Origin of the sequence: Luteimicrobium subarcticum (genome assembly GCF_002798015.1) — a bacterium.
GTDB classification, from domain to species: domain Bacteria; phylum Actinomycetota; class Actinomycetes; order Actinomycetales; family Cellulomonadaceae; genus Luteimicrobium; species Luteimicrobium subarcticum.
The window spans coordinates 43118-55733 of the sequence record NZ_PGTZ01000007.1 but is presented as its reverse complement, the minus strand read 5'-3'; the positions used below and the strand labels follow the sequence as shown (position 1 = coordinate 55733).

At 72.9% G+C, this 12616-nt stretch carries 10 protein-coding genes and 1 riboswitch; of the genes, 6 read left to right on the top strand and 4 right to left on the bottom strand.

Annotated features, from left to right (window positions below):
• The first annotated feature begins 41 nt into the window (after positions 1–41).
• The 5 genes from pgi to CLV34_RS05385 all read left to right on the top strand — a co-directional run bounded on the left by pgi (position 42) and on the right by CLV34_RS05385 (position 6429).
• Positions 42–1781, top strand: coding sequence for a glucose-6-phosphate isomerase (gene pgi, locus CLV34_RS05405; protein WP_100349280.1), 1740 nt, complete (start codon positions 42–44; stop codon positions 1779–1781).
• A 180-nt stretch (positions 1782–1961) separates the two neighbouring features.
• A complete protein-coding gene (locus tag CLV34_RS05400; protein WP_425436182.1) occupies positions 1962–3065 on the top strand; it encodes a fatty acid desaturase family protein in 1104 nt (367 codons plus the stop codon).
• Positions 3066–3356: 291 nt separating this feature from the next.
• Positions 3357–4352, top strand: a complete 996-nt coding sequence (locus CLV34_RS05395) for an ATP-binding cassette domain-containing protein (RefSeq protein WP_100349278.1) — start codon at positions 3357–3359, stop codon at positions 4350–4352.
• The gene (locus CLV34_RS05390; protein WP_100349277.1) at positions 4349–5185 is read left to right on the top strand and encodes an ABC transporter permease; all 837 of its coding nucleotides are present in this window, start codon (positions 4349–4351) and stop codon (positions 5183–5185) included. Before CLV34_RS05395 ends, CLV34_RS05390 begins: the two co-directional genes overlap by 4 nt.
• Positions 5186–5328: 143 nt before the next feature.
• Positions 5329–6429, top strand: coding sequence for a TetR/AcrR family transcriptional regulator (locus tag CLV34_RS05385; protein ID WP_157803713.1), 1101 nt, complete (start codon positions 5329–5331; stop codon positions 6427–6429).
• A gap of 23 nt (positions 6430–6452) precedes the next feature.
• Here CLV34_RS05385 and CLV34_RS05380 read toward each other — a convergent pair whose 3' ends face one another.
• Together CLV34_RS05380 and CLV34_RS05375 are read right to left on the bottom strand one after the other, a co-directional pair.
• Complete coding sequence (locus CLV34_RS05380; RefSeq protein ID WP_100349275.1) at positions 6453–7352, bottom strand: diacylglycerol kinase catalytic domain-containing protein; 900 nt, start codon at positions 7350–7352, stop codon at positions 6453–6455.
• Positions 7349–8437 (bottom strand): SPFH domain-containing protein, encoded by a 1089-nt coding sequence (locus tag CLV34_RS05375; RefSeq protein ID WP_245859021.1) that lies wholly within the window; start codon positions 8435–8437, stop codon positions 7349–7351. The genes CLV34_RS05380 and CLV34_RS05375 overlap by 4 nt, the downstream gene beginning before the upstream one ends.
• Before the next feature lie 61 nt (positions 8438–8498).
• On the opposite strand from CLV34_RS05375, the gene CLV34_RS05370 reads away from it, so the two are divergent.
• A complete protein-coding gene (locus CLV34_RS05370; RefSeq protein ID WP_100349273.1) occupies positions 8499–9248 on the top strand; it encodes an NUDIX hydrolase in 750 nt (249 codons plus the stop codon).
• Positions 9249–9286: 38 nt separating this feature from the next.
• Here CLV34_RS05370 and thiC read toward each other — a convergent pair whose 3' ends face one another.
• A complete protein-coding gene (gene thiC, locus CLV34_RS05365) occupies positions 9287–11050 on the bottom strand; it encodes a phosphomethylpyrimidine synthase ThiC (protein ID WP_100349272.1) in 1764 nt (587 codons plus the stop codon).
• Positions 11040–11149: riboswitch (TPP riboswitch) on the bottom strand. It overlaps the preceding gene by 11 nt.
• An 11-nt stretch (positions 11150–11160) precedes the next feature.
• Positions 11161–12594 carry an MFS transporter gene (locus CLV34_RS05360; RefSeq protein WP_100349844.1) on the bottom strand — a complete coding sequence of 478 codons (1434 nt, stop codon included), beginning with the start codon at positions 12592–12594 and terminating at the stop codon, positions 11161–11163.
• Positions 12595–12616 lie beyond the last annotated feature (22 nt).

Sequence of the window (12616 nt, the reverse complement as noted above, 5' to 3'; positions counted from 1 at the left end):
GACACGCGGCACCAGGGCGCGCGGCCGCGTAGATTCGAACCGTGACCACGACACCCCCGACCGACCCCACCACGACCTCCTCCTGGGGCGCTCTCGGCGCGCACCGCGACGCCCTGACCCCGGACCTGCGCGGCTGGTTCGCCGCCGACCCCGGCCGCGCGGAGCGCCTCACGCTCGACCTCGCCGACCTGACCGTCGACCTCTCGAAGAACCTCGTGACGGACGAGACGCTGACCCTTCTGGTCGCGCTCGCGCGCGAGGTCGACGTCGCCGGACGGTACGAGGCGATGCTGCGCGGCGACCACATCAACGTCACCGAGGACCGCGCCGTCCTGCACACCGCCCTGCGTCGCCCGTCCGTCGACCCCGAGGACGACGAGGCCGGCAGCCGCGAGCCGCTCGTGGTCGACGGCCAGGACGTCGACCACGACGTCCACGAGGTGCTCGCGCGCGTCTACGACTTCGCCGACAAGGTCCGCTCGGGCGAGTGGACGGGCGTCACCGGCAAGCGTGTCGAGACGGTCGTGAACATCGGCATCGGCGGCTCCGACCTCGGGCCGGTCATGGTCTACGAGGCGCTCAAGCCGTACGTCCAGCCGGGTCTCGAGGTGCGGTTCGTGTCGAACATCGACCCGTCGGACGTGTACGAGAAGACGGCCGACCTCGACCCCGAGACCACGCTGTTCATCGTCGCGTCGAAGACGTTCGGCACGCTCGAGACCCTCACGAACGCGCGCCTCGCGCGCCAGTGGCTGTGGGAGCGCCTCGCGGACGCCGGCGTGCTCGACGACACCGACGACGCGCGCACCGCCGCGGTCGGCAAGCACTTCGTCGCGGTCTCCACGGCGCTCGACAAGGTCGCGGCGTTCGGCATCGACCCGGACAACGCGTTCGGGTTCTGGGACTGGGTCGGCGGCCGGTACTCGGTCGACTCGGCCATCGGGACGTCCGTCGCCATCGCCGTCGGGCCCGACGCGTTCGAGGAGCTCCTCGCGGGCTTCCACGCCGCGGACGAGCACGTGCGCACCACGCCGCTCGAGGCGAACGTGCCCGTCCTCATGGGCCTGCTCAACGTCTGGTACACGAACTTCCTCGACGCGCACACGCACGCCGTCCTCCCGTACGCGCAGTACCTGCACCGGTTCCCGGCGTACCTGCAGCAGCTCACCATGGAGTCGAACGGCAAGTCGGTCCGCTGGGACGGCACGCCCGTGACGACGCAGACCGGCGAGGTGTTCTGGGGCGAGCCCGGCACGAACGGCCAGCACGCGTTCTACCAGCTCATCCACCAGGGCACGCGACTCATCCCGGCGGACTTCATCGCCGTGGCGAACCCGGCGCGCCCGTTGCTCGACGCGGTCGGCGACGGCGCCGCCGTCGAGCCGGGAGCGGACGTGCACAGCCTGTTCCTCGCGAACTTCTTCGCGCAGACGAAGGCGCTCGCGTTCGGCAAGACGGCCGACGAGGTCCGGGCCGAGGGCACGGACGAGGCGATCGTTCCGGCGCGCGTCTTCTCGGGGAACCGTCCGACGACGTCGATCCTCGCGCCTGCCCTGACGCCGTCCGTCGTCGGGCAGCTCGTCGCGCTGTACGAGCACATCACGTTCGTCCAGGGTGTCGTGTGGGGCATCGACTCGTTCGACCAGTGGGGCGTGGAGCTGGGCAAGAAGCTCGCGCTCGAGATCGCGCCCGCGGTCACGGGCGACAGCGCTGCGCTCGACGCGCAGGACCCGTCGACGAAGGCCCTCATCGCGAAGTACCTGGAGCTGCGGGAGTCCTGACGGTCCGGCTCCCCTTCTTCCGCGCCGTCAGGGGGGACGGCGCGGAAGATGGGGAGATCCTGCGTGGTGCCGCTCACCATCCGACACGCCCAGCACGGTCCCGTACAGTCGGCACATCCGCACGACGAGCGTCCGCTCACCGACAGGCTGGGAAGTCGACCCGAGCACCTGCGAGGCAGCGTGACCTCTCTCGTCAGCCCCCCCGTCGTCGGCGCGGCCCGCGTCCGTCCGCGCGACGCCGCGACGGGCACCTACGCCGCGCTGCTGCGGACGGTGCGAGACGCCGGCCTGCTCAAGCGCCGCGTCGGCTTCTACGCGACCACCGCGGGCGTCCTCGCTGCCCTGACCGTGGGTGTCGTCGCGGGGATGTTCCTGCTCGGGGACTCCTGGTGGCAGCTCGCGCTGGCGGGCGTGCTCGGCATCGTCCTCACCCAGTTCTCGTTCCTCGCGCACGAGGCCTCGCACCGCCAGGTCTTCACGTCCGGGCCTGCCAACGACCGTGCCGGGCGCTGGCTCGCGAACGGTGTCGTCGGCATCTCGTACTCGTGGTGGATGAACAAGCACACACGCCACCACGCCAACCCGAACAAGGTCGGTGCCGACCCGGACATCTCGTTCGACACCATCTCGTTCACCGAGGAGGACGCGGCCACGAAGTCGGGCTGGCGCGCGGTCATCATCCGCCGGCAGGGCTGGCTCTTCTTCCCGCTGCTGACCCTCGAGGGCCTCAACCTGCACGTCACGTCCATCAAGAGCCTGATCAGCGACCGGCGCGAGGGCTGGGTGCGTGAGATCGTCACCATCGCCGTGCGCCTCGCCGTCTACCTCGGCCTGGTGTTCTGGCTCCTGCCACCCGGGATCGCCGCCGCCTTCGTCGGCGTGCACCTCGCCGTGTTCGGCGTCTACATGGGTGCGTCGTTCGCCCCCAACCACAAGGGGATGCTGATCATCCCCCACGACTCGAAGCTCGACTTCCTGTCGCGGCAGGTGCTGACGTCCCGCAACATCATGGGCGGACGCGTCGTGCCGGACCGTGGGATCACGGCGCTGTACGGCGGTCTGAACTACCAGGTCGAGCACCACCTCTTCCCGAGCATGCCGCGACCGCACCTCGCCCGGGCCCGTGAGATCGTCCGCGAGCACTGCGCGTCCATCGGGATGCCCTACACGGAGACCACGGCCCTGCGGTCCTACGGCATGGTCGTGCGGTACCTGAACCGGGTGGGGCTCGCGGCCCGCGACCCGTTCGACTGCCCGACCTTCCGCACCCTGCGCAAGCAGTAGCGGCGCGGGGGCGGTCGCCACGACGGACGACCACCGAACGACAGCACCGTCCTTAACGGCTGCGCGGGGTACGCCCCCGCGCAGCCGTTTCGTGCACTCCGCAGCCGTCGCCGGGCACCGGTGGCCGGCAGAGCGGCCGGCAGTGCAGGTACGTCGTCTCCCAGGCCATGGCCGGTGGGCGTTGACGCCTCCCGCAAAGACTGTTTATGGTCTACACAACGCGTACTACGTACACCCCGTGTGTGCTGTACACGGACAGGCCCAGCAGATCACGAGAGCAGGGGGAAGGGCATGGAGCAGCAGACGGGCGCAGGCAGCGCTACCAGCACGAGCCACCCGATGATCGAGGTGCGCGGACTCGAGAAGGCCTACGGCGACACCACCGTCCTGCGCGGCATCGACCTCACCGTCCGTCGCGGCGAGATCTTCGCGCTGCTCGGGCCCAACGGAGCCGGCAAGACCACCACCGTCAACATCCTCACGACGCTCGTCCGCCCCGACGCGGGCACCGTCACCGTCGCCGGCTCCGACGTCGCGAGAGACGCCGCCCGCGTCCGCGAGCTCGTCGCGCTCACCGGCCAGTACGCGGCCGTCGACGGGTTCCAGACGGGCGAGGAGAACCTCGTCATGATGGGCCACCTCGCGCACCTCCCGCGGCGCACCGTCCGGGACCGTGCCCACGAGCTGCTCGAGCGGTTCGACCTCACCGACGCCGCACGGCGGCCCGTGTCGACGTACTCCGGCGGGATGCGCCGCCGGCTCGACCTCGCCATCAGCCTGGTCGCGTCCCCCGCGGTGCTCGTCCTCGACGAGCCCACCACCGGGCTCGACCCCGCCGCGCGGTCCCTGCTGTGGGACGTGGTGCGCGGGCTCGCGGCCGACGGCACCACCGTCCTCCTCACCACCCAGTACCTCGAGGAGGCCGACCGTCTCGCCGACACCATCGCCGTCCTGCACGACGGGGTCGTCGCCGCCCGCGGCACCGCCGGCGAGCTCAAGGCGCTCGTCGCGGGCGACCACGTCCGCATCGCGTTCGACGACGCGGCCTCGCTGGCGGCCGCACGCGACCTCGCCCCGGCCGCGGGGCTGCGCGTCGTCGAGGTCGACGAGCGCGGCCTCGCCCTCACCACCCCCGCGACCGACCCCGTCGCCACCATCCGCGACGCCCTCGCCCTCGCCGACCAGCACCACCTCGCCCTCGCCGGCGTGAGCGTCGTCAAGCCCACGCTCGACGACGTCTTCCTCGCCGTCACGGGCGCCACCACCAGCACGGAGGACCACCGATGAGCACCGCCGGCACCCTGCTCCCCGCCGTCCCGCGTGCCGCCAGGCCCCGGCCGGCAGCCCCCAGCGCGGGCAGAGCCGTCCGCGCCGGAGTCCGCGACGTCGGCACGATGACCGCGCGCGAGGTGCGCCGCACGCTCCGCAGCGTCGACGGGCTCGTCACGGCGTTCGCGATCCCCGTCGCGATCATGCTCGTGTTCGTCGTCATCTTCGGCGGCGCCCTCGACAGCAGCGGCGACTACATCGACTACGTCGTGCCCGGAATCCTCGTGCTGTGCCTCGGGTTCGGGTCCGCGGCCACCGCGACCGCCGTCGCCCAGGACATGACGAGCGGCACCATCGACCGCTTCAAGACGCTCCCGATCCTCGGCGCGGCCCCGCTGTGGGGGCACGTGATCGCGAGCGTGCTGCGCAACCTGGCGTCGGGGGTCGTGGTGCTCGGCGTGGCCATCGCGCTCGGGTTCCGGCCCGGCGCCGACGTCCTCGGGTGGTGCGCCGTGCTCGGGTTCGTCGTCCTGACCGTCCTCGCGTTCACGTGGATCTGCGCGGCCGCCGGGCTCGTCCTCAGCGTCGACGCGACCCAGGCGCTCAACTCGGTGTTCCTGTTCCTGCCCTACCTGTCGAGCGGGTTCGTCGCGGTCGGAACGATGCCCGCCTGGCTCCACGGCTTCGCCGACAACCAGCCCTTCACCCCGATCATCGAGGCGCTGCGCGGGCTCCTGTCGGGGACGCCCGACGCGGCGACGATCTGGACGGCCGTCGCGTGGCTCGTCGGGTTCCTCGTGGTGAGCATCGCGCTCGGCTCGCTCGCCTACCGCCGCCGCACCGCGCGCTGACTCCCCGAGGGTCGCGACCTTGCGTAGGCAACGGACGTTCGCGCGTGTTTCGGCGCACGCGAACGTCCGTCGCCTACGCAAGGTCCGCACCGCACCGCGCGCTGACCGCTCGTGACGCGGCGCACGCGCGAGAGGATGGCCCCGTGACCGTCGACGACCCGACCCCCGAGCCGCCCGAGCTCCCCCACGCGCTCGCGCTCGCCTGGGGCGTTGCCGCCAGCCCCAACCGCGGACCGCGTCGCGAGCTCAGCATCGAGCGCATCGTCGACACGGCGATCGAGCTCGCGGACGCGGACGGCCTGGACGGCGTCTCCATGGCGAAGGTCGCCCAACGCCTCGGGTACACGACCATGTCGCTGTACCGGTACGTCACCAGCAAGGACGACCTCCTGCTGCTCATGCAGGAGCAGGTCATCGGCGTCGAGCCGCCGCCCGCGCACGAACCGTCCGACTGGCGGGCCGAGCTGCGCGAGTGGTCCCAGTTCACGCAGTCGCTCCTCGGCGCGCACCCCTGGTACCTGGACATCCCCGTGCAGGGCGCACCGGTCACGCCCAACAACCTCCAGATCGTGGACCGGGGGCTGCGGGCGCTGCGCGACGTCCCGCTCGACCAGGAGGAGAAGATGGCCGTCATCCTCCTCGCGTCCAACTACGGCAAGGCCGCCGCGCAGCTCGAGCGCGACCTCGCCCGCGCCGTCGCCGCGGCCGGCGGCCATGACGAGGTGCTGGGCGGCGCGTACGAGTCGGTGCTGCGCGACCTCGTGGACGCCGAGCGCTTCCCGTACCTGCGGCCGCTCGTGGAGAGCGGCTCCTACGTCGGCGAGGGCCAGATCGACGATGTCGCGTTCGGGCTCGAGCGCGTGCTCGACGGCATCGCGGCGTACATCGACGCCCGGGCGTCCGGGTTGCCTGGCGCGGGCCGTGACTTCGCGTCCAGGGACGCTGCCGGACCCGCCGAGACCGGCCGCGCCGACAGCGGGCCGACCGCACAGCACGGCGGGTCGCTCACCGGGGACGACGACGACCTCCGCGCGTCCGCGGCTCTCGCATCCCGGTTCGCCCGCGACCCCCGCGTCAAGAAGGCCGCGGAGAAGCGCAAGGACGCCGAACGTCGGGTGCGCGAGCTGCGCAAGGCCGCACAGGAGGCGGAGAAGAAGGTTCGGGAAGGCGAGAAGGCGGTCCGGGAGGCGCTCCGGGCCGAGGCGGACGCCGCCCGTTCAGCGGCCGAGCGCGACGCACCCTGAGGCGCCAAGCGTCCTGACAGCCCTCACACCACCAGCCGCAGCGGACGGTCGCCGACCGCCACGCGGATCTCCTGCCCCCACGACGCGACGAGCCGGTCGGCCTCCATCCCGTCGCCGAACACGACGAGCTCGTCCGACCGGACGACGACGACCAGCTCGTCCCCCCGCCCGACGACCCCTTCGGTTCGGCTGACGCCCGTCGTGGGCGACGGCCACGCCTCGCGGACGAACCACGCGAGCCGGTCGTCGGTCGGTCCGGGGAACGTCCGGCCGCCGCGGTCGTGCGCCAGCGACGCGCACCAGCCTGTGGCTCCCGTCCCGGTGCCGACGATCACGCCCGACGACGACTGGTCCTCGCCGCCGTCCGGCGTCACGATCCGGTAGCGCGCCGACTGGTGCGACGGGTGCCCGACGAAGATCTCGTTGAGGGCCGTCATCTCCTGCCCGTCGTCGAGCCGCGCCCGCACCGTGGTGAGCGGGACGACCTCGGCGCGGTCGAGCCCGTGCCGTCCGGACGGGTCGGCGAGCAGCCGGGCGGCGCTCGCCGCGTCGTGCCGCACGAGGACGCCCGGGTTCGCGCCCGGTGCCGGGTCCACGCCGAGCACGGGCTGCGCGTCCAGGTACTTCGCGACGTTCGCGACGAGGCCGTCCTGCCCGACGACCACGACGACGTCCTCGGGCGCCCAGAGGAACCGTCCGAGGTCGGCGCGCTCGACCTCGGCGAGCGCCCAGTCGCTCGGGACGGCGCCGGCGACGGTCGCCCGGGCGGCGGCCACCGCGTCGTGCGCCCGCTGGACCGCGTCGAGCGTGCGACCACGGGTCCGCAGGAAGAACTCGGCCTGCCCGCGGGTGCCGTGCCGGTCGAGGAGCTCGTCGAGCTCGGTGCGGCGGTGCACGACGACCGCGCGGCGGCGCAGGCTCATCGTGCGCCTCCGGTCGTGGCCTGCGTGAACGCCGCGAGGGCGCCCGTGAGCATGTCGGGCGTGATGGTGAGGTTGTCGATCTTCGGCAGGGCGCCGGCCGCGTCGCGGACCGCGAGGGCGAGCAGCGTGCCGCGGTCCATGCCGGCGTAGACGGCCATGGCGGCAGCGTCCTTCGCGGCCTCGGCCTCACCGAGCAGCCGCACCTCCTGGGCCTTCGACGCTGCGCCGATGTCCCGGCGCTCGGCGGCGGCGCGCGCCTCGACGAGCGCGGCGGCCGCGGCCTCCTCGGCCTCCCGTCGCGCGTTGACGCCCTCCTGGGCGACGAGCTGCTCGCGCCGGGTCGCGAGCTCGATGCGGCTCGCGAGCTCGTTCTCCGAGATGGCCCGCTCGCGCTCGACCGCGAGCGCCCGACGTTCGTACGTGGCGCGGTCTGCCTCGGCCTGGACGCGCTCGCGGACGGGGGTCTGGAGCGCCTTCTCGACGTCGGCCTCGGGGCGGATCGCGAGCACGTGCACGCCGAGCACCGCGATGCCGGTGCTCTGGAGGCGGGCGTCGCCGCGCAGCGCGTCGGTGAGGACGGCGCGCACCTGGCCGACGCCGAGCTCGAGCGCGTCGGTCAGGGTGAGCGTCGCGACGTGGTCGACCGCCCGGCTCTGGGCGAGCTGGCCGATGATCGTCGCGACCTGCTGGCGCCCGGTGCCGACTGCTCCCGCGCCCTGTGCGCCGCCGGCGTTCTGGCGGGCGGGGAAGATGCCGAAGTCGAGGCGCTGCGAGACCTTGACCGGGTCGTCGAAGCGGTAGGTGACGTTGACCTGGACGGTGACGTCCTGGTGGTCGGCGGTGATCGCGTGGAACAGGACGGGGAGCTCCTGGTCGGTCGCGGGGACCTCGCTGAGCACGGCCGTCGCGGGGCGGAACCAGAACGCCTGCCCGACGCCCTGGTGGGCGACCTCGCCGCGGCGCAGGTGGACGACGTAGTCCGTGGGGGTGCCGAGGAACCGGCGGGCTGCGGGGTACGTCTTGATGGTGGCCATGGTGGTCGCTCCTTCGTGGTGCTCTGTGTCGTTCTTTGTTGTCGTCGTCATGACGATAACCCTCCGCAGCGCTTAACGTCAACCGGACGAGAATCCGGGCTACGCTGTCCCCATGACCCACCCGCGCGGCACCACCGTCCCGCCGTCCGCCGCGACCCTGCCCGTGACCGTCGACGTCGTCGCGCTCACCGTGCGGGACGCGAGCCTGCAGGTGCTGCTCGTGACCCGCCTGCTCGAACCGTTCCGCGGCGCGCTCGCCCTCCCCGGCGGGTTCGTCCTGCCCGACGAGACGCTCGACGACGCCGCCCGCCGCGAGCTCGCCGAGGAGACCGGCGTCGCGCCGACGGGCCACCTCGAGCAGCTCCGTACCTACGGACCGCTCGGTCGCGACCCCCGCGGGCCCGTCGTCAGCGTCGCCCACCTCCTGCTCGCACCCGCCGACGCCCTCCGGCTCCCGCCCGGCGGACCCGCTGCCGGAGGCGACGCCGAAGCCGTGGGCTGGTACCCCGTCGCCCGCGTCGGCGGAAGCGGACTCGACCTGGCGTTCGACCACGCCGACGTCCTGCGCGACGGCGTCGAACGCGCCCGCGCCAAGCTCGAGTACTCGGCCCTCGCGACGGCGTTCTGCGGGCGTGAGTTCACCGTCGCCGAGCTCCGCGCCGTCTACGAGGCCGTCTGGGGGGTCACCCTCGACCCGCGCAACTTCCACCGCAAGGTCACCGGGACGCCGGGCTTCCTCGTCGAGACCGGCCGGACGACGTCGGGCGGCGCCGGGCGGCCCGCCGCGCTCTACCGGCTGGCGCCCGACGCCGACCCCGGCGCCGTCGTCCTCAACCCACCCGTCATGCGCCCGGGGGCGTGACACAGGTCGGCTGGTCGGCGGGACGGGGGGGCGGAGGGTCAGGCGGGGGCGACCGGGAGGTACACGCGCCCCCCGGCGTCGGCGAACTCCTCCGACTTCTGCGCCATGCCTGCCTCGATCGCCTCGACGCTCGTGAGCCCGCGCTCCTCGGCGTAGGCCCGGACGTCCGCGGAGATCCGCATCGAGCAGAACTTCGGCCCGCACATGGAGCAGAAGTGCGCGGTCTTCGCGGGCTCCGCGGGGAGCGTCTCGTCGTGGAAGGCGCGCGCGGTGTCGGGGTCGAGCGCGAGGTTGAACTGGTCCGTCCAGCGGAACTCGAACCGGGCGGTCGACAGGGCGTCGTCCCGCGCCTGCGCGCCGGGGTGACCCTTGGCGAGGTCCGCCGAGTGCGCCGCGATCTTGTACGTGATGACGCCGACCTTCACGTCGTCACGGTCGGGCAGACCGAGGTGCTCCTTGGGCGTGACGTAGCAGAGCATCGCGGTGCCGGCCTGCGCGATCATCGCCGCGCCGATCGCCGACGTGATGTGGTCGTAGGCGGGCGCGATGTCGGTCGCGAGCGGGCCGAGCGTGTAGAACGGCGCCTCGTCGCACCACTCCTCCTCGAGCCGCACGTTCTCCGCGATCTTGTGCATCGGGACGTGCCCGGGCCCCTCGATCATGACCTGCACGCCGTACGACTTCGCGACCTGGGTCAGCTCGCCCAGGGTGCGCAGCTCCGCGAGCTGGGCGGCGTCGTTCGCGTCGGCGATCGATCCCGGACGCAACCCGTCACCCAGCGAGAACGTCACGTCGTAGCGCGCGAGGATCTCGCACAGCTCGGTGAAGTGCTCGTAGAGGAACGACTCGCGGTGGTGGGCGAGGCACCACGCCGCCATGATCGACCCGCCGCGGCTCACGATCCCCGTGACCCGGCGCGCGGTGAGCGGCACGTACCGCAGCAGCACGCCCGCGTGCACCGTCATGTAGTCGACGCCCTGCTCCGCCTGCTCGATCACCGTGTCCCGGTAGACCTCCCAGGTCAGCGCCGCCGGGTCGCCCTTGACCTTCTCGAGCGCCTGGTAGATCGGCACGGTCCCGACGGGGATGGGGCTGTTGCGCAGGATCCACTCGCGCGTCTCGTGGATCTGCTTGCCCGTCGACAGGTCCATGAGCGTGTCCGCGCCCCACCGCGCGGCCCACACCATCTTCTCGACCTCCTCCTCGATCGAGGACGTCACCGCCGAGTTCCCGATGTTGGCGTTGATCTTCACCGCGAACGCCTTGCCGATGATCATCGGCTCCGACTCCGGGTGGTTCCGGTTCGCCGGGATGACCGCGCGGCCCCGCGCGACCTCCGCGCGGACGAGCTCGACGTCCACACCCTCGCGCGCGGCGACGTACCGCATCTCGTCGGTCACGACGCCCGCCTGCGCCCACGCGAGCTGCGTCCGGGCCGCCCCTCGCTGCGTCGGCGAGGCGTCCGGCACCGCCCAGGACGCGCGGGTGCGCGCCAGGCCGGCGCGCACGTCGACGGCGGCCGGGGCGTCCTGCGTGCCCTCGGTGTACGGGCCGGAGGTGTCGTAGACGTCGAGGTGCTCGCCGTTCGTGAGGTGGATGCGGCGGACGGGGTAGGTCGCCGTCGTCCCCGGGACGGGCAGGTACACCTTCTCCGAGCCGGAGATCGGTCCCGTCGTGACCTCGGTGACGGGCAGACCGGCGGGCACGGCGGCGGGCACGCTGCTGTGGGCGGTGACGCTGCTGGGGGCGCTGATGCTGGTGCTGCTGGGGGTGGCGCTCGGGCGCGCAGAGCTGACGCTCATGAGTTCTCCCTACGTCGGCATGATCCGGACAGGTTCCAGCGGTCGGCGACGCGTCATCGCCCTCTCAGCCCGTTGCGACGGACTCCCGCGTCTTCAGTTGTGCGGCCACCCTAGCCGTCGGCGTGCGCGTCGGGCACCCCTGGTGCGGGCGCGTCGTCGGGCGCGGCGTCGTCGGGCGCGTCCACCCGGTTCACGATCCCCACCGCGGACACCGCTCCCCCGACCGCGAACAGCACCGCGCACAGCACGAGCGCCCGGTGGAACCCGTCGACGTCGAACGTCGCCCCGACGACGATCCCGGCGCACGCCACGGTGACCAGCCCGGCCACGCGCGAGACGGCGTTGTTGACGGCCGACCCGATGCCGGCGTCGGCGGCGGGGACGGCTCCGAGGATCGCGGCGGTCAGCGGCGCCACGGTGATCGACAGACCGAGGCCGAGCAGCACCAGCCCGGGGAGCACCTGGGTGACGTAGACGGCGTCCGCGGTCGTCGTGAGCAGGAGCAGCATGCCCGCGGCCATGACGCACGGGCCGCCCGCCATGAACCAGCGCGCGCCGTACCGTCCGGAGAGGCCGCCGAACCGCGAGGACAGCCCGATCGTCAGGAGCGTCGGCGGGAGCTGCGCGAGCCCCGCCTGGAACGCGGAGTACCCCGCGACCTGCTGCAGGAAGATCGACACGACGAACGACATGAGCGTCAGCGCGCCGTAGACGGCGAGCGTCGCGACGTTGCCGACGGCGAAGTTCCGGGCACCGAACAGACGCATGGGCAGCATGGGGTCGGAGGCGGTGCGCTCCCGGACGACGAACGCGACGAGCGCCGCGGCGCCCACGACCGTCGGCGCCCACACGACGGGGCTCGCCCAGCCGCGGTGGCCCAGCTCGACGAGCCCGAGGACGACTCCCGCCAGCCCCACGGTCGCGAGCACCGCGCCGACCACGTCGAGCCGTCGTCCGCCGGTGGGACGCCCGCCGGCCACGCCCCGCACGAGCCACAGCGTCACCGCGATCGGCAGGACGTTGATCCCGAAGACCCACCGCCACGACAGGCTGTCGACGAACAGGCCGCCCACGAGCGGGCCGGCGATCATCGCCGTGCTCGTCCACGCCGTCCACACGCCGATGGCGCGCCCCTGCGCGTGCCCGGAGAAGGCAGAGATGATCAGCGCGAGCGACGACGGCACGAGCAGCGCGCCGCCGACCCCCTGCACGCCCCGCGCCACGACGAGCACCAGCCCGTCAGGCGCGAGCGCGCACGCCACCGACGCCACCCCGAACACGACGAGGCCCGCGACGATGACCTTCTTGCGGCCGTGGACGTCCGACAGCGAGCCCGCGAGCAGGATCAGGGAGCCCAGCGTCACGAGGTACGCGTCGACGACCCACTGCTGCAGGGCGAGGGCGTCGAGCGTCGCGTCCGTGCCCGGCGGCGCGAGGTCGCGCGAGATCGCGGGCAGCGCCACGTTCACGACCGAGCCGTCGAGGAACGCGACGAAGCTCGCGAGGATCGCGACGACGAGCACGCGCCGCTGGGCGGGGGTCACGCGGTCCACGCTACGTCCAGCG

What these genes read in the sequence shown, in the direction of transcription:
- thiC (WP_100349272.1), bottom strand. Translation starts at nt 11,050, where the DNA reads ATGAGCGTCAGCTCTGCGCGCCCGAGCGCCACCCCCAGCAGCACCAGC.
- CLV34_RS05375 (WP_245859021.1), bottom strand. Translation starts at nt 8,437, where the DNA reads ATGACGACGACAACAAAGAACGACACAGAGCACCACGAAGGAGCGACC.
- CLV34_RS05390 (WP_100349277.1), top strand. Translation starts at nt 4,349, where the DNA reads ATGAGCACCGCCGGCACCCTGCTCCCCGCCGTCCCGCGTGCCGCCAGG.
- CLV34_RS05380 (WP_100349275.1), bottom strand. Translation starts at nt 7,352, where the DNA reads ATGAGCCTGCGCCGCCGCGCGGTCGTCGTGCACCGCCGCACCGAGCTC.
- CLV34_RS05370 (WP_100349273.1), top strand. Translation starts at nt 8,499, where the DNA reads ATGACCCACCCGCGCGGCACCACCGTCCCGCCGTCCGCCGCGACCCTG.
- CLV34_RS05395 (WP_100349278.1), top strand. Translation starts at nt 3,357, where the DNA reads ATGGAGCAGCAGACGGGCGCAGGCAGCGCTACCAGCACGAGCCACCCG.